At 57.8% G+C, this 16138-nt stretch carries 15 protein-coding genes; 6 read left to right on the top strand and 9 right to left on the bottom strand.

Annotated features, from left to right (window positions below; all coding sequences use genetic code 11):
• Positions 1–11 precede the first annotated feature (11 nt).
• The 3 genes from astB to SH661x_RS03960 all read right to left on the bottom strand — a co-directional run bounded on the left by astB (position 12) and on the right by SH661x_RS03960 (position 3286).
• On the bottom strand, positions 12–1328 hold the full coding sequence (gene astB / locus SH661x_RS03970; protein WP_437228236.1) for an N-succinylarginine dihydrolase: 1317 nt from the start codon (positions 1326–1328) through the stop codon (positions 12–14).
• On the bottom strand, positions 1325–2779 hold the full coding sequence (gene astD, locus SH661x_RS03965) for a succinylglutamate-semialdehyde dehydrogenase (protein WP_437228234.1): 1455 nt from the start codon (positions 2777–2779) through the stop codon (positions 1325–1327). The genes astB and astD overlap by 4 nt, the downstream gene beginning before the upstream one ends.
• A 63-nt stretch (positions 2780–2842) precedes the next feature.
• Positions 2843–3286, bottom strand: coding sequence for a VOC family protein (locus SH661x_RS03960; RefSeq protein WP_437228232.1), 444 nt, complete (start codon positions 3284–3286; stop codon positions 2843–2845).
• Positions 3287–3507: 221 nt separating this feature from the next.
• On the opposite strand from SH661x_RS03960, the gene SH661x_RS03955 reads away from it, so the two are divergent.
• From SH661x_RS03955 to SH661x_RS03945, 3 genes are all read left to right on the top strand, one after another.
• Positions 3508–4191 carry a DUF2293 domain-containing protein gene (locus SH661x_RS03955; RefSeq protein WP_437228230.1) on the top strand — a complete coding sequence of 228 codons (684 nt, stop codon included), beginning with the start codon at positions 3508–3510 and terminating at the stop codon, positions 4189–4191.
• A 142-nt stretch (positions 4192–4333) separates the two neighbouring features.
• Positions 4334–5944 (top strand): hypothetical protein, encoded by a 1611-nt coding sequence (locus tag SH661x_RS03950; protein WP_437228228.1) that lies wholly within the window; start codon positions 4334–4336, stop codon positions 5942–5944.
• Between the two features lie 100 nt (positions 5945–6044).
• A complete protein-coding gene (locus SH661x_RS03945; RefSeq protein WP_437228226.1) occupies positions 6045–6482 on the top strand; it encodes a hypothetical protein in 438 nt (145 codons plus the stop codon).
• 28 nt (positions 6483–6510) lie between these two features.
• On the opposite strand, the gene SH661x_RS03940 is transcribed toward SH661x_RS03945, so the two are convergent.
• The 5 genes from SH661x_RS03940 to SH661x_RS03920 all read right to left on the bottom strand — a co-directional run bounded on the left by SH661x_RS03940 (position 6511) and on the right by SH661x_RS03920 (position 11548).
• Complete coding sequence (locus SH661x_RS03940) at positions 6511–7536, bottom strand: methyltransferase (protein ID WP_437228224.1); 1026 nt, start codon at positions 7534–7536, stop codon at positions 6511–6513.
• 56 nt (positions 7537–7592) lie between these two features.
• Complete coding sequence (gene metW / locus SH661x_RS03935; RefSeq protein WP_437228222.1) at positions 7593–8258, bottom strand: methionine biosynthesis protein MetW; 666 nt, start codon at positions 8256–8258, stop codon at positions 7593–7595.
• Between the two features lie 75 nt (positions 8259–8333).
• Positions 8334–9554, bottom strand: a complete 1221-nt coding sequence (gene metX / locus SH661x_RS03930; RefSeq protein ID WP_437228220.1) for a homoserine O-acetyltransferase MetX — start codon at positions 9552–9554, stop codon at positions 8334–8336.
• A gap of 183 nt (positions 9555–9737) precedes the next feature.
• Complete coding sequence (locus SH661x_RS03925; protein ID WP_437228218.1) at positions 9738–10973, bottom strand: aminotransferase class V-fold PLP-dependent enzyme; 1236 nt, start codon at positions 10971–10973, stop codon at positions 9738–9740.
• Positions 10974–11110: 137 nt separating this feature from the next.
• The gene (locus tag SH661x_RS03920) at positions 11111–11548 is read right to left on the bottom strand and encodes a SufE family protein (protein WP_437228216.1); all 438 of its coding nucleotides are present in this window, start codon (positions 11546–11548) and stop codon (positions 11111–11113) included.
• Between the two features lie 390 nt (positions 11549–11938).
• Here SH661x_RS03920 and prfB point away from each other — a divergent pair.
• Both prfB and SH661x_RS03910 read left to right on the top strand, forming a co-directional pair.
• Positions 11939–13052, top strand: a protein-coding gene (prfB, locus tag SH661x_RS03915; RefSeq protein ID WP_437228214.1) for a peptide chain release factor 2 whose coding sequence is annotated in 2 segments (ribosomal slippage) — positions 11939–12007 and positions 12009–13052 — 1113 coding nt in all. Because the reading frame shifts where the segments join, the coding sequence is not laid out codon by codon here.
• A gap of 17 nt (positions 13053–13069) precedes the next feature.
• Positions 13070–13648 carry a DUF447 domain-containing protein gene (locus SH661x_RS03910; RefSeq protein ID WP_437228212.1) on the top strand — a complete coding sequence of 193 codons (579 nt, stop codon included), beginning with the start codon at positions 13070–13072 and terminating at the stop codon, positions 13646–13648.
• A 9-nt stretch (positions 13649–13657) separates the two neighbouring features.
• Here the strand turns inward: SH661x_RS03910 and SH661x_RS03905 are convergent, their stop codons facing one another.
• Positions 13658–14770, bottom strand: a complete 1113-nt coding sequence (locus SH661x_RS03905; protein WP_437228210.1) for a DUF1207 domain-containing protein — start codon at positions 14768–14770, stop codon at positions 13658–13660.
• A gap of 90 nt (positions 14771–14860) precedes the next feature.
• Between SH661x_RS03905 and queA the strand changes: the two genes are divergently transcribed.
• Complete coding sequence (queA, locus tag SH661x_RS03900) at positions 14861–15937, top strand: tRNA preQ1(34) S-adenosylmethionine ribosyltransferase-isomerase QueA (protein ID WP_437228208.1); 1077 nt, start codon at positions 14861–14863, stop codon at positions 15935–15937.
• Positions 15938–16138 lie beyond the last annotated feature (201 nt).

Here is a 16138-nt window from a genome sequence, read left to right as displayed (position 1 = left end):
TCGAGTCGTTTTCACAGATGCAGAATTCCACTCACCGCGTCCATCGCCTGCTCAACTTCCTCCGCCAGCTGCGGATCTGCCAGATCGTCCAGCGTCAGCACATCGCGATAATACTCGTCCACCCAGGCTGTCAGCTGGTCATACAGAGTGTCCGTCAGCAGCAGATTCCCGCCCATCGCCTGCAGTTCTCTTTCCGTCAGCGGGACACGCAGCCGTAAACAGGCGGGTCCTCCCCCGTTCTGCATGCTCTGACGCACATTCACGAACCGGACTTCTCCGACGGGATTGTTCCCCGCCAGAATCGCGTCCAGAACCTTCCGCGCGCGGAGGTGATTTTCGCATTCATCTGGGCAGAGCAGCAGCATCCGTTTCGGTTCCCCCGGGAGAGTCACCAGCTGGCTGTTGAACAGATAAGTGCTGACAGCCTCTTCCAGCGAAAACTCCTTCGCCGGGATCTCCAGGAGATACAGTTCCCCTTTCAGCGCGCTTCGCAGCTTCTGCAGGACGTCCGGCTGATCGACAAATGCCTGCTCATGGCACAGGAACACATTCTCATTCCCCACTGCGATGACATCGTTGTGAAACACACCGGCATCGATCGCTGCGGGAGTCTGCTGCGCGAAGAATCTTCGTTCGTGGTCAAGCTGATGCAGCGCAGCAATCCGCTCGCAGGCCAGCCGGGTCTGCCTGGCTGGGTATTTGACAGGATGCAGAGCAACGTCCGCCTCCGCATCCCTTCCATACACGAACAGCTCAACACCTGGTTCCGAATGAGACCGGCAGAGCCGTGTGTGATTGGCAGCTCCCTCATCAGCGAGCAATTCATCGTGCGGCAGCGGATCATAAACGACAAAGTGATGATGATCGTGAAAGATCGTCCGCAGCAGCTGAGTGGTCGCTTCACTCTCCAGCATGCGATGCGGCGCGCTGATCAGATTCGCCGGCGTGAAGTGGACCCGGCCGTCAGCAGTGTCAGGGCTGGGGGAGACCGTCGCAGCATTAGCGGCCCACATCGACGAAGCACTGTAGGCGATGGAAAGCAGCTCCGGGCGCTGCTGGGCAACCTGTTCGATGATTTCGGCAGCGGTTCCTGAGAACCCGTAGCGTTCCAGAAACCCCCAGTGCGGTCGTGGCTGAGGAGGAAGGACCGCCTGTTTCAGTCCCAGGTCCGCCAGCAGCTTCATCTTCGCCAACCCCTGCAGAGCGGCGGCCTTCGGATGGGACACTGTTCGCTGGTGCTGCTGAGAAGCGAGGTTTCCGGCAGCCAGCCCTCCGTAATGATGAGTCGGACCGACGATCCCGTCGAAGTTCACTTCAAAGGCGTTCACGGCATCATGACTCCCGGACAGAGATTCGCAGGCATTGTGAGTGAAGGACTCTCCAGCGACGCAATGGGGACATTGCAGAAATCAACGGCGAAAGCTCCAGCGGGACGATGATTCCCGCTGCGCCCCACGCCACCGAACGGCAATTCGGCACTGGCTCCCGTGGTCGGTTTGTTCCAGTTGATGAGCCCAGCCTGCACGGTGTCGTAAAAGGTCTCGAAGTCTTCGCGATCATCGGACAGAAGTGCTGCAACGAGTCCGAACTGCGTGCGATTGGCTTCGACGATCGCGGCCTGGAGGTCCGGCACGTGCATCACCTGAAGAAGCGGACCAAAGACTTCATGGTCGCTGCGCACCTGACAGCTGGTGACATCAATCAATCCGGGCGAAACATAGGCATGCCCCAGCGGCAACCGCTTCGATTCGACGATCGCCTTCGCTCCGGATTCGAGAAGACGCGTCTGCTCCCAGATCACACGGTCCGCAGCCTGAGGCGAAACGAGTGGACCGAAAAACGGCTGAGGATCTGCATCCGGTTCCGCGACCCGAAGATTTTCGATGACACTCTGCAACCGGGTGAGAAACTGTTCGTTTCCGTCGGTGACAATCAATCTTCTTGCACAGGTGCAACGTTGCCCGGCAGTGATGAACGCGGACTGCACCGTGCAGTACACGGCGGCATCCACGTCACGGACACGATGAACGACCAGCGGATTGTTTCCTCCCAGTTCGAGGACGAGAATTTTCTCCGGTTGCTCCACGAGCGCCTTGCGGAGAGCGATTCCCGTCTGCAGGCTGCCGGTGAAAAGAACACCGTTCACGCCCGGATGCTTGGCCAATGCTTCCCCGGTTGTTCGCCCCCCTTGAACGAGATTGAGAACGCCCGGCGGCAATCCTGCTCGTTCCCAGAGTTTGACCGTTTCTTCAGCGACTCGCGGACTCAGTTCGCTCGGCTTGAAGAGAATTGTGTTCCCTGCAGCCAGAGCAGGAATGATCTGCCCGTTGGCAATATGTCCCGGGAAATTGAACGGTCCGTAAACAGCGAGAGCACCGTGCGGCTTATAGCGGGTGAAGCCCCGTCCTCCCGGAACGTCCACTTCCTGCGGGCTGCGTCGTTCCTTGAGCGCCTTGAGCGAGGTGCTGATCTTTCCGATCATCCCCTGGACTTCCGTCGCGGCATCCCACAGGGCCTTACCAACCTCCTGGCTGATGATTCGGGCAAGGTTCTCTTTCTCCTGCTCGAGTTGCTCTCGAAACAGATTCAGAAAACCGGCTCGCTCGTCGAGGCTGCGCCGTCCCCAGTCTGTCAGGGCATCTCGGGCAGCGTGCACAGCGGCATCGACGTCATCGGCGCTGGCTTCGCGTCCCTGCCACAGGGTCTGACCATCAGCAGGATTCTGCGATGAGAGTTCCTCACCGGTCGCTTCGCGCCAGATGCCATTGATCAGGAGCATGTTTGACTTTCACTTTCGCACGGGCGAATCGCATTCGTGGGGTGCTGTAACCAGTCACGAATGTTACGACTTCGCAGCAAGCTCGGCCGCCCGGCGTTTCATCTCTTCTTCCGAAACATCTTCAGTCTTAGTGGCGATGTGCCAGACATTGCCAACAGGGTCACGGACCGATGCGGAGCGTTCTCCATAAAACTGATCCTGCGGTTCAGCGAGCAGTTCGGCACCAGCAGCCAGAGCCCGCACATATGCAGCGTCGGTATCGGTGACATAGATATGCAACGATCCGGGCATCGCAGACCATTGTGAATTGGCGTCTCCCATTTCGATCGGACTGTCGCCGATTCGAACCTCAGCGTGACGAACCCCGCCGTTCTCACCGGGCATTCGCATGATCTCTTCCGCGTCAAAAACGACTTTCAGGAAGTCGATCAATTTGGCACAGTCGGAGACGACCAGATACGGATTGACGGTGTGGAAGCCCGGCGGAATGTGACTGTTGTGCGACATGAGATCGTTCCTCGTCGGTTTCGAATGCCCGCTTCAACGCCCATCTCAGCCAGTGTACCTGATTGAGAAACGCAGCAAGTTGGAAACTTTCTGAAACGAGTGAAAAAGGAGGCTCTGCTGCTCTGACATCGGTCGTCCCGGGTCAGGAAATGTTGCTGAAATTCCAGTTCCGCGACATACTCCGCCCAACACTATTCTACGCCTGAGGTCTTTGAAAGTTGATGTCTGATCAGAATCGAATTGTTTCCCCCGGCCCCAACGAAAACTCGGTCCGGCTTCCCGATGGTCAATTGCTCGCTGTCCCTGTCGGTTGGGTTGTCCTCCCGCCTGGAGATGCCGCTCTGACACGCCGCGTCAAAGCGGCCGGCCCCACCTGGGCAATGCAGAAAAAGAAAGGACGCAAGACCTTTTCGCTAGGAATCTGGGCTCCGGCAGATCGAATTGCATCCATCCGTTCCGACCTGGAAATAGAACGGGCTGCTCCCAGCTACGCCAAACGTCAGGCGGCCAATTCAGTCCGCCGGGAGAAAAAACAAACTCTTTATGTAGAAGATTTTCGGGGAGCGGTGCTGACCTTCCTCAATTTCGCTCCCAGCTATCAGGCACTGGCAGAGAGGCTCGCCAGCGCCGTGACCGAACTCGCTACGCCTGTCGGCAGCGGCACCGTGGCCAGAACGGAACGAATTCCGATCGAGCAGCGGGCTGAGTCGGCAGTCATCGCGTGGCTGCGACATCAGACGACTGGTTATGATCATATGCCGATCGCCCGGGTGAAGGGGAAGCGCCGCGAAATTCGACGGGAACTGGCGATGCACTCCCGACGGTTGTTGGAGAAGTATCGACGTGGCGAGCCGATCGATGCGGAGAATTGCCCGCTGCAGCGAGCGTTGAGCAGAGGCGGCTGAATTTGTGAAATCGTCATTTGTCATTTGTCAGAGGGAAGAGGGAAGAGGGAAGAGGGAAGAGATGGTGGGAGTTAGGTGATCCTGACCCCTGAGCAGCGATTCATTGGCACTCACCGAGTGCGGGCCCCTGTGAAGGACTGATGTGAAACTTTCGCCGTTAACGATCCTGGAATGGATGGCCTCGCTGCTGCTGACGGCGCGTATCGTGATGCTGCTCGTCGTCCGCACTCTTTTCGCCGGTGGTTTATGGCGGGACGAATGTGCGAGTGTCCAGCTGGCGCAGCTTCCGACATGGCTTGAAGTTCAGCAGAAGTTCCAGTTCGAGGCGTTTCCTCTCCTGTTCCCTGCCCTGATCCGAACTCTCACCTCACTGGCGGGAACCGACGATGTCGTTTTCCGGTTCTATGGATTGGCTGTCGGCCTGATGCTGGTCGCTGCCCTGTGGTGTAACGCATGGTGGTTGCAAAGAAGCCCTCCGCTCCTCGCACTCGCTTTGCTGGGATTGAACCCGACTTTCCTGATCTGGGGAACCACGGTCCGCGGATACGGCATCGCATGCGTGATGATCGCTCTGGCGTTCGGATGCATGGCCAACGCGAGACAACACCCGCAACGAGGGTGGATTGTTGCAGCGTTTCTGACTTCATTCGCGAGCGTTCAGTTCGCTTTGCACAACTGTTTTCTGTTGCTGGCCATCTGCCTGTCAGCAGCAACTGTTTCGCTCATCCGTCGGGAATACCGCTCCGCAGCGATCGTTCTGGGAATCGGCGCCGTGTGCGGGCTTTCGATCCTTCCTTACTGGGCCGGGTATCGAAGTGCGGACTGGACTATGTTGGTGAAGGTCCCGGTATCGTTCTTCGGGCTCGTCTCGAAAATGTTCGCAGCTTCGGGGGGAGATGTGCCACTCCTCTCGATCGCGTGGTTCAGCATCGTGATCGGCTCGCTGGTGGCCGGCATCGTGCGGCTTTGTCTCGCACCGTGGAAACCACTTCCGAATGCAGAGTCGGCCAATCTGATCCTGTACGCCCTGGGAATTCTGATTCTGGCACCGGCAGCCTATCTGGGATTCCTGATGGTCCTCAGCTATCCCACGCAATCCTGGTACTATCTTCTGCTGATGACAGTCCTCGCATGTGCCAGCGAATTGATCGTGAGTCAGGTTTCGAATTCAAACTGGTGGCGAACAGTCAGGCTGCTGGCTGTGATGGGGATTCTTCGAGGGCTGCCGACGACGATCACGCAGCAGATGCAGGTCCGCAACACGAACGTGGATCTGATTGCCCGGCAACTGGAAGGAGATGCCGTTGACGGGGATTTGATCGTCGTCTCCCCGTGGTACATGGGAGTCAGTTTTCAATGGTATTATCACGGGACAGCGGACTGGATCACGGTGCCGGTGCTGAGTGACCTCTCCATGCACCGCTATGATCTTTTCAAGGAAAAGATGCTCTCACCCCATCCCCTGGAGGACGTGAAAGCGAAAGTTGAGCAGGCGCTGGAGAGCCAGCATCGCGTCTGGCTGGTGGGTGAGGTCCTGCCTGTTCCGGCTGAGGGACCGCATGTGCTGCCGCTCCCTCCGGCCCCCTACACCGGCTGGTCCGATGAAGCGTATCGTATTGCCTGGTCAGAACAGCTGACCGCGTATCTGCAGCGGCACGGACGTAAATTCCATCAGGCTGAAGTTCCGAATACGGGCGCGGTGAGCGGATTTGAAAACGCGAGCGTGTGGACCATCGAAGGGTGGCGGGACTAAGAGTCTATGGAGCTCCCGGGCCGGTCTCCACTAGATTGGTGGCTTCAGCTTCCGGGTGAGTCTCCTGCCTGTGAAGCGAACTACCAAAACGGCTTCCATCATGCTTTCAAAAAATGTCGCGTTGCTGATCGGCGGATTGATTCCCGCCCTGGTCCTGGGTTTCGCCGGCATCTTCCAGAAGCTCGCCAGTCCGCATCTGGGAACGGGACCGTTTCTGATCGTGACGGGTCTGACCACCTGCATCGTCGGGAGCGTCTTTTTGATTCTGGAAAAAGATGCTTCGTGCGACCTGAAGAGTGCGGGGCTGGCATTCCTTTACGGGGTCAGCTGGGCGAGTGCGGTCGGAATGATTTCCATTTCGCTTAGAAAGCTGGGGGGCTCGATGAGCCAGTTGGCCCCGCTTTACAACATGAATACCTTGATCGCGGTTCTCGCTGGTCTGGTCCTGCTGGCGGAATGGAAAACCGTCAACCCGCCCCGCATCATCCTGGCGTCTCTCTTCATCATCGTGGGTGGACTGCTGGCAGCGAAAAGCTGATTAAGTTGTTCACGGTGATCGATGAACCTTATGCCTTCACAGCGAGGATCGCGTCAGCGGGTGAGTCCGTCACGCAGCCGCTCACTTCATTGAACCCGGCCGACTTCAGCAGCTGCTCATATTCCGCGAGCGTCCGTTCGCGTCCTTCGGTGCAGACGAGCATATTCAGGTCCTGCATCTGAGCCCATTCCGGCCCGGTGCGATCAGGATTGACCAGCTTCTCCGCCACCAGCAGTGCTCCGCCTGTCGGCAGGGCAGCGTGAATCTTCCGCAGCAGCTGGAGACTCTTTTCTTCGCTCCAGTCGTGAAGGATCCGTCCGAGTGCATACAGGTCTGCTTCTGGAAGAGCATCCGTGAAGAAGTCTCCGCCGGTGACTTCAATCCGGTCCGCAACAGGAGACGCAGCGACGATCTCGCGTGCGAGCGGGATTGCTTCAGGCAGATCGAAGACGCAACCTCGCAGCTGAGGATATTGCTGGCAGGCGGCCATGGTGAGATGACCCGTTGCTCCTCCCAGATCGACCAGCTGTTTGAAGCGGCTCAGGTCAAACGCTTTGACCACATGCGGAGAGCTGATCAGTCCGAACCCGTGCATCCCCATGAGGAACTCACGCTTATCCCTCTCATCCCGGTAGAAGTGAGAGAAGATCGGCTGATCATCGCCGAATGTCTGTGACCAGCGATGAGTCCCCTCGCGAACGCCGTCTTCCAGATGACCCCATAACTTCCATCCGACCCGGCTGGAGAAGTTGATGTAGCCGGTGAGGCGGCAGGGACTGGCGGCCGTCAGATAGGCATCTGCTGCCGGAGAATTCGCATACTTGTCTCCGTCGCGTTGCAGCAGCTGCATCCCGACCAGGGCATCAACGAGCCGAAGCAGAGACGGCTCATGAGTCTTCAACTCGGCATTCAGTTCGGCGAGGGGTTTTGGTCCTTTATACAGAGCATCGAAGAGCCCGAGCTGAACCGCGGCAAACATTGCTTTCGACTTGCGAAAGGCGACCAGCAGATCCAGAACCGGAGCAGCATCAGGAGTCGAGGCTTCAAGAGACATCGGGGCTTCCATGAACAGGCTGAGATGAAATCGACTCGTCGTTGCAGGCCGGTGCGTCAGGTTTGCGCGACCGGTTTTGGCGGAGCGGTCTGAGAGACTTCGGCCCGTTCAACAACGTACATGGCGCTGTGGGCCCGCAGATTGGCACAGAAGGCCTTGTCGACAGCTCGGCTCCCGATGATCGGAATCTCTTTCACGATGCGGAAATTGCCTCGCCCGGCCAGTTCCCGGAAGTCCAGCATCGAGAGAAAGTGCACGTTCGGAGATTCGTACCATTCATAGGGAAGATCGTCCGTTACCGGAGCCCTGCCGAGCAGCCCCACCTGCAGCCGCACGCGCCAGTAGCCGTAGTTGGGGACCACCACGATGGCTCGATGGGCAACGCGAAAGATGTCATGCAGCAGTTCAAGAGGTCTGCGGATCTGCTGCAGCGTCTGACTCAGAATGGCAAAGTCGAAAGATTTCGAGGGGAGAGAATGCAGCCCCTGATTCAGGTCTGCCTGAAGAATGGGAACGCCCCGTTCGATCGCCTGCACGAAAGCAGCTTCATCGAATTCGACACCAAGGACGTCACAATCGTGTTCCAGCCGCAGTCGTTCCAGCAGTTCCGCATCACCGCAGCCGAGGTCGACGACACGGCTTCCCCGCTCGATCTGCTGAATGATCAGATCGTTGGTCACCGCAACACGGGGATCGAGAAACTGACGGATTTTTGCACACATGAAGGGGGCCTGTACCTCAGCCTCGAAACGTTGAAACCATCGGGGTCAGTTCGTCGCCGGTCGTCATGGCGGGGATTACCCTTTCGATGACGATGTCCCGACGAACACGCGGTCCTGATAGTTCCGGGCCAGGAACGGGGAGACCAGCCGTTCCAGCTTGGGGAGTTCCTGATCCACGAGAAACGCATCATGCCCGTAAGGGCTCTGCAGTTCGTAAAAGGTGACATGCCGGCGAGCCTCGACCAGTGACTGCACGATTTCCAGACTCTGCGACGTGGGGAAGAGCCAGTCCGAGGTGTAAGCGACGACCAGAAACTTCGCGCGGGCCTTTGCAAAGGCGTCCGTCAGCGAACCGTGCCGTTCGATCATGTCGAAATAATCCATCGCCCGGGTCAGGGTGAGATAGCTGTTGGCGTCAAAGCGGTCAACGAAGGATCGCCCCTGATAATGCAGATAGCTTTCGACCTGAAACTCCGTTTCCGCCCTGAGGTCGTACCCGAACTGATCCCCGTTCTGCAGCTTGCGGCCGAACTTCAGTTCGATCGACTGTTCGGACAGATACGTGATATGCGCGATCATGCGGGCCAGCGCCAGCCCGAAGTGCGGCTTCTCTTCTTCGTTGTAGTAATTGCCGCCGCGAAACAGGGGATCCGCGTAGATCGCTCGGCGTCCGACTGCATTAAAGGCAATCCCCTGCGCCTTGAGCCGGGCTCCGGATGCCAGCAGGATCGCCGAACCCAGGCGGTCTGGATGGCTGACGGACCATTCGAGGGCCTGCATTCCCCCCAGGCTTCCCCCCACCACAGCCAGTGGCTTCTCGATTCCCAGATAGTCGAGCAGTCCGATATGGACCTGCACGATGTCACGAATGGTGATGAAAGGAAAGTTCGATCCGTAAGGTTCGTCAGTCTGTGGATTGATGCTCGCGGGACCAGTCGTCCCCTGGCATCCCCCCAGCACATTCGAGCAGACGACAAAATACTTGTTGGTGTCAATCGCTTTGCCGGGGCCGACAAATCCATCCCACCAGCCCGGTTTTCGATCGGTCGCTGCATTCCGACCCGCGACATGCGCATCGCCTGTGAGGGCGTGGCAGATGTAAACGACATTGTCTTTGCGTGGCGAGAGCTCGCCATAGGTCTCATACGCGACCTGAATCGGCCCGAGTGTCGCACCACTTTCCAGCACCAGTGCTTCAGGGGGTTCGAACAACGTTGCGAATTGCCGCTGTACGAATTCCATGGCTGAGGGGGTCCGGGGTGCGGAAGAAGTCTGAGTTGCGAAATCAGTAGCCATCCGGCAAATCCGATTGCAGTGTGTCAAAGGGCCCGGGAAGGATTATAGAGCACAGAAGAGTCAATTTCACGGGAAGGGACCCTGCCCCACGGCGTTCGCCTTGAAGCAACGAGGTGAAGTCGCGAGCCACGAGACGAGAGTCCAGAGCAGGCAATTCAGCTGTTCGCCAGCTCTCAACTCTCATCAAGTCTTGACCAGTCGCAACTTCTGGCGGGCGAAGGTCAACGCTCCCATCAGAGCATCCACATCTTCACGGGTATTGTACATGCCGAAGCTGACCCGGATGGTCGCCGAAACTCCCAGCGAGTCATGCAGGGGCATCGTGCAGTGGTGGCCGTGCCGCACGAACACGCCTTTCCTGTCAAAGAGCTGAGCCACATCCTCGGGATGCCCCCCTTCCATGGTGAAGGCAATGATCGCCCCTCGTCGGTTTGGCGGGGGCCCGTAGATTCTGATCCCCGGAACTTCCACAAGCTGTTGCCAGGCGTATTCCAGCAACTCCTGTTCGTGTGCATGGATCGCATCGAAGCCGACCGCTGTGACATAGTCGATGGCGGTTTTCAGGGCGATCGCCTGCACGATGGGAATTGTCCCAGCCTCGAACTTCGCGGGAAGATGCGACCATGTTGAAGATTCCAGATGAACCCGCTCGATCATATGACCGCCGAATACAAATGGGTCCATCTGCTCCAGCAGTTCCCGCTTGCCGTAGAGGACGCCAATCCCCGTCGGTCCGTACAGCTTGTGCCCGGAAAACGCAAGAAAATCGATCCCCTGCTGCATGACATCGGTTTCGCCATGAGGAACGCTTTGCGCCCCGTCAACGACCAGTACGCCGCCGACAGCGTGAACTTTCTCGGACAGCAGCGAGATGGGATTGATCGTTCCCAGGACGTTCGACATCCCGGTGACGCTCAGGATCTTGGTGCGGGGGGTGATAAACTCGTCGAGTCGATTCAGGTCGAGTTCTCCCTCTGAGGTGAGGGGAATGAATTTGAGAACCGCCCCGGTCTGTTGCGCCACCTGTTGCCAGGGGACAAAATTGGCGTGGTGTTCCATCAGGTTCAGAACAATTTCGTCGCCGGGCTGCAGATGCTTTCGACCCCACCCGAAGGCAACGGTGTTGAGCGCGAGTGTCGTTCCGGATGTGAAGGAGATCTCTTCCGTGCTCTCGGCGCGAATCAGGGAGCGAGCCGCCTCGCGACTCGCTTCAAGCTCATCATCGATCTCCGCACCGAAGCGATAGACACCGCGGTACGCGTTCGCATAGTGCGTTTCGTAGACCCGTTTTTCCGCATCGATGACCGCCTGTGGCTTCTGGGCGGAGGCGGCGGTATCGAGGTAGGTGACCGGGACACCTTTAGGAAGCGTTTGAGCGAAGATGGGGAATTGACGGCGGACCGTCGCGATATCAAACATGGGTGTGGCTATCGATTGAAGGTCGTACGCTGAAGGAGATCTTCAACGGAGACGACCTCCTTTCAACCTGTGAAGAGACATCCTCTCGAGATGCCGGCAAACACTGCTCAGTAAGACACCCGTTCACGCCAGTCGGTTCACCGGGCCTCAGCATCGCGGGCGATCTCCCGCAGCCGCGTGACCATCCCGAAGAGTCCGTTTCTTCGCTGGGAGCTCAGATGTCGATCCAGTTCCAGCTTGCGGAAGATCTTCTCAACATCCGTGTTCAGAATCTCTGACGGAGTCTTGCCGTTGTAGATCATCATCAGAACTGCGATCAGGCCATTGACAATCATGGCGTCGCTGTTGGCCACGAATTCGATGGTCGGCGGGGAGGTCATATCGTTGAGCTCCGCGATCAGCCAGACATTGCTCTGACAACCGTGAACCCGATTCTCTTCGACCTTCGCTTCGGCGGGCAGCTTGGGCAGATCAAATCCAAGATCGATCAGGAAGTCACAACGTTCTTCCCAATCGGCGAGAAATTCGAACTCTTCATACAGTTCGTTGAGTGTCATGAAAGTTGTGGCAGACAACCAGATTCCTCCGAAAATTCCACTGAGGCAGAATCGTTTAAGAACCGGCCGAGAATTTTCGCACTCGACCCCCGCAAGCAACTCTATTTTAGGGAGAAAGAACCCCCGGGTTCAACGTGCAGACTGGCCCCGAGTCCCAGAAGTCTCGAATCTGCGAATGTTGATCGGGAATGCTGATTCAATCGTCACCTGCATAAACACATGTGCAGTCAGCTCTCAGCTCTCAGCTCTCAGCTCTCAGCTCTCAGCTCTCAGCTCTCAGCTCTCAGCAGTCAGCTCTCAGCAGTCAGCTCTGGACTCTGGACTCTCCTCCGACACTTAGTGGTCCCGTCCCCGGAATTTTTCTAAACTTCAGTTTCCATCAATAGCACTCCCCGGAAAGTCCCCGACATGGACAGCGAGCTTCGCGAACAAATTCAGAACCTGACTGAGCGCATCCTTCAGCTGAAGGACTCTCTTTGACTACGACGACAAGCAGAAGCGAATCGTAGAAATCGATGAGATCATGTCCGCACCAAACTTCTGGGACAATCAGGAGAAGGCTCAGGAACTGATTACGGAAATGCGTCGCCTCAAGGCGGTGGTCAAGCCGCTGGAAGAGTTGAATCAGGGTTCGGACGACCTGGGCGTGCTGGTGGAGTTCGCCGAAGAGGATGACTCCGAAGCGACGATCGAAGAGATCCGTACGACAGTCGATTCCCTCTCCAAGAAACTGGATGCAGCCGAGCTGCAGGCCAGTATGAAGAACCCTGAAGATGCCGGGAACGCTTACCTGGCAATTCAGGCGGGTGAAGGGGGGACGGACTCTGCTGACTTCGCTGAGATGCTCATGCGGATGTACCTGCACTGGTGCGAACGCAATGGCTTCGAAGCGGAAGAGATTGACCGTTCCGACGGGGAAGAGGCCGGCGTGCGGAATGTGACCCTGCTGATCAAGGGGGACTACGCCTTCGGTTATCTCAAAGGAGAAACAGGCAACCACCGACTCATTCGGATCAGTCCGTTTGATTCAGCGGGTCGCCGTCATACGGCGTTTGCGGCGGTCGACGTCACACCGGATGCGGGCGACACCGGGGACATCGACATCGACTGGGAAAGCGGAAAGGAAGTGCGCGAAGACGTCTTCCGCGCGGGGGGAGCTGGAGGCCAGAAGGTCAACAAGACCAGTTCCGCCATTCGACTGACCCACTTCCCAACGGGAGTGGTCGTGCAGTGTCAGAACGAACGCAGCCAGCACCAGAACCGGGCCCTGGCCCGCAAGATGCTGGTCGCCAAGCTCTATCAGCTTCAACAGGAAAAAGAAGAGCAGGCAATCGCAGCCCGGCGCGGCGAGAAATCCAAGATCGGATTCGGCGGACAGACCATTCGTCATTACGTTCTGCAGCCACAGCAGTTCGTCAAAGACGATCGAACGGAACTGAAGCAAAGCAATCCGTTTGAAGTGCTCGACGGTGATTTGAATCCGTTCATCGAAGCCTATCTGCGGTGGAGTATCGCCAAGTAGCAGCGCTGGAACGAACGATGATTCTGGAAGGTCTCTGCACGACACGGAACCCCGACGGGACGATCAATATCGCACCGATGGGGCCGGTCGTGAATGAGGAATTGACTTCGTTCCGGTTCCGCCCGTTTCAGACCTCGACGACGTTCGGGAATCTGAAACGGACAGGCTGCGGGGTGTTTCATGTCGTGGATGACGTCAGACTCATCGCACGGGCAGCGGTCGGTGCCCTCACAGACCTGCCAGCACTCATTCCCGCCGCTCGAGTTTCTGGCAGCGTGATCGCGGATGCCTGCCGGTGGTACGAGTTTGAGGTGACTGCGATTGATGATTCGCGGCCCCGCAGTGAGATAGAAACGCGGGTCGTGCATGTCGGCCTGAACCGGGAGTTCTGGGGCTTCAACCGTGCCAAGCACGCAGTGCTGGAAACGGCGATTCTGGCAACCCGACTCCATCTGGTGCCGCGTGAAGAGATCAATCGACAGCTCGAGCAGTTCGCTGTCATCGTCGACAAGACAGCAGGCGAACAGGAACAAACCGCCTTCGCCTTCCTGGAACAGTGGATCAACAACCACAGCCCCCTGCCCCCCGTCCCCTGACCTCTGCTCTCAGAAGTCGTACCACAGACCCCAGCCGATCTGCTGTTCGTGGACTTGATAGAAGGAAAACTGAGGGCTGCCGCCGTCGAAGTAATATGGACCGGTCCGCAGCAGGCCCGAGCTGAGCCCTTCTCCACGCCAGGACCAGCCTCCCTGAATGTTGAACGAACCGCCGTAGTCGAGCTCCTGATGGAGATGCACGTTCATCGCGATGAACGGAGCCCCATGAATCCCGGTCGGATAGACCGGCGCGATTTCCAGTCCGAACTGAAACTCCCAGGGCTCGGACACATCCGAATTGAACGCCCAGCCCACTTCCCCGTACAGACGTACTTCGGGAATCGGAAAATACGAATAGCCCAGGTAGAGAGAATCTCTCAGCCAGTTCAGCCGGTCATAAGTCGGATTCTTGATCAGGAACTCATCCCCGAGATGAGCACTGATGTGATAGAAGCCGAACTTCCAGGCGTGCGGACCTTTTCGATACGTCAACGGGATGTCGTATCGGAACTGGACCGAATCGACGTCCCAGTCGGGAGTCGGGTCCTGACGAAGATTGGCCCCTCCCAGCAGGTCGAGCTGAAATCCTTCAGGAGAGTCCTGTCGACCGAACCGGACAAAGCCGATTCGCCCGCCGATGAAGGAATCGACGAAGGATCCCTGATGGGTTTCTGAAAACACCTGCACCGCCAGCCGGGGTTCGGCTTCGCTGGCCAGGTAAGTGTGGTAGAGATAGCCTTCCGGAAGGAATTTCCAGGTCCAGGTATCGGAACCGGCCAGAAAACTCGGCCCCTGCACCTGATAAGAGGGGACGTACGAGTCGGTGCTGGTCATGCCGTAATCGACAGCCTCGGGAAAATCGATTGCGCCGATGCTCTCGGGATCCTGTGCGAAGACCGACGGCGTCGTTGCAGAGAAATCGGCAACGACGACCAGCAGGCACAGGGTAAGTGAGAGCAGCCGCATGGCTTGATAGGTTCGAATTTCAGTGGCTGACGAGCAGGACCGCTTGTACACCATCCCGAAAATCTGGTCGACCGGACTGCCCCCCCGCTCCCAGGTTGTTATCTTCAGTCGCAGATTCTGCCGCTCGCCGCGTCCTCCGAGAGACCGTTCGGGCAAAAATGCCGTTTCCCGCAAGGGGATTTCCTGATTCCCCATTTTTCGGGGGCAGAACGATCATCCCCGGAGACCCATCCCCGAAGCTTCACGATGCCCCCTGACGAGTCCATCCACGACTACGATTATCACCTCCCCGAGGAGTTGATTGCCCAGCAGCCCAGCGAGCGGCGGGATGCTTCCCGGTTGATGGTGATCGACCGGAAATCGCAGTCCATTGTGCACCGTCAGTTTCACGAACTGCCCGACCTGCTGGCCCCGCACGACCTGCTGGTGATGAACAATACCCGGGTCGTTCCTGCCCGGCTGTTTGGTGTCCGCTCAGCGACAGGAGGGAAATGGGAAGGGCTGTTCCTGCGTGAAGAACCCGAAGGCCGGTGGCGAATCATCGGACAGACGCGAGGTACGCTTCAGCCCGGAGAACAGGTCCGGTTAACGCCGGGTCCAGCACCAGCAACTGCTTCCCTCGAATCAGTCGCTTCCGTGGAGCTGTTACTGGAAGAGCGTCAGTCGGGAGGAGAATGGATTGTCCGGCCCCTCTCTGAGCAACCGACATTTGCCCTGCTCGAACGATTTGGAACTCTCCCTCTTCCGCACTACATGCATCGCGACGCAGCAGCCAGCGACTGGGAACGTTATCAGACCACGTACGCTGAGAAGCCGGGCGCGGTCGCGGCCCCGACAGCTGGCCTGCACTTCACTCCGGAAATCTTCGAGCGGTGCCGTCAGAGAGAAATCCAGACGGCCAAAGTGACGCTGCATGTGGGACTGGGAACCTTTCGTCCCGTCAGTGCCGATCACCTGAAAGATCATCGGATGCATCACGAATGGTGCGAACTTCCCGCTGAAACCGTTCAGGCCATCTCTCACATGCGCGAACAGCAGGGACGGCTGGTCGCGGTCGGAACGACATCAGTCAGAACTCTTGAAACCGTTGCAGCTCGCGGTCCCATCACTGAGTGGCAGGGGGAAACTGATCTGTTCATCCGCCCTCCGTTTCAATTTCGTGCCGTCGACATGCTGATCACCAACTTTCATCTTCCCAAGTCCACACTGCTGGTGCTGGTCTGCACTTTTGCCGGACGCGAGCTGATGTTGCGAGCCTATGAGGAAGCGATCCGGGAGCGGTATCGCTTCTACAGCTACGGAGACGCCATGCTGATCTTGTAATCTGCTGAAGGCGTCCAGAGAATAACTTGCAGAGCCGAAACGCGTTGAGATCTCATTTTTCAAACGATCGAGAGGACGGCCCGTGCGCAACGTTTCAAAAGCAATCTTCGCTGCGGTCATCGCTGCGGTGGGCCTCGCTGATTTCAACATTTCGTTCGCCCAGAATCTTCCTGTGAAAGACGGGGGGCAAACAGAAGCGAC

The organism is Planctomicrobium stercoris, from assembly GCF_051465655.1.
Taxonomy (GTDB): Bacteria; Planctomycetota; Planctomycetia; order Planctomycetales; family Planctomycetaceae; genus Planctomicrobium.
Note: the sequence above shows the minus strand (reverse complement) of the source record. Positions and strands in the feature narration are given on the sequence as shown.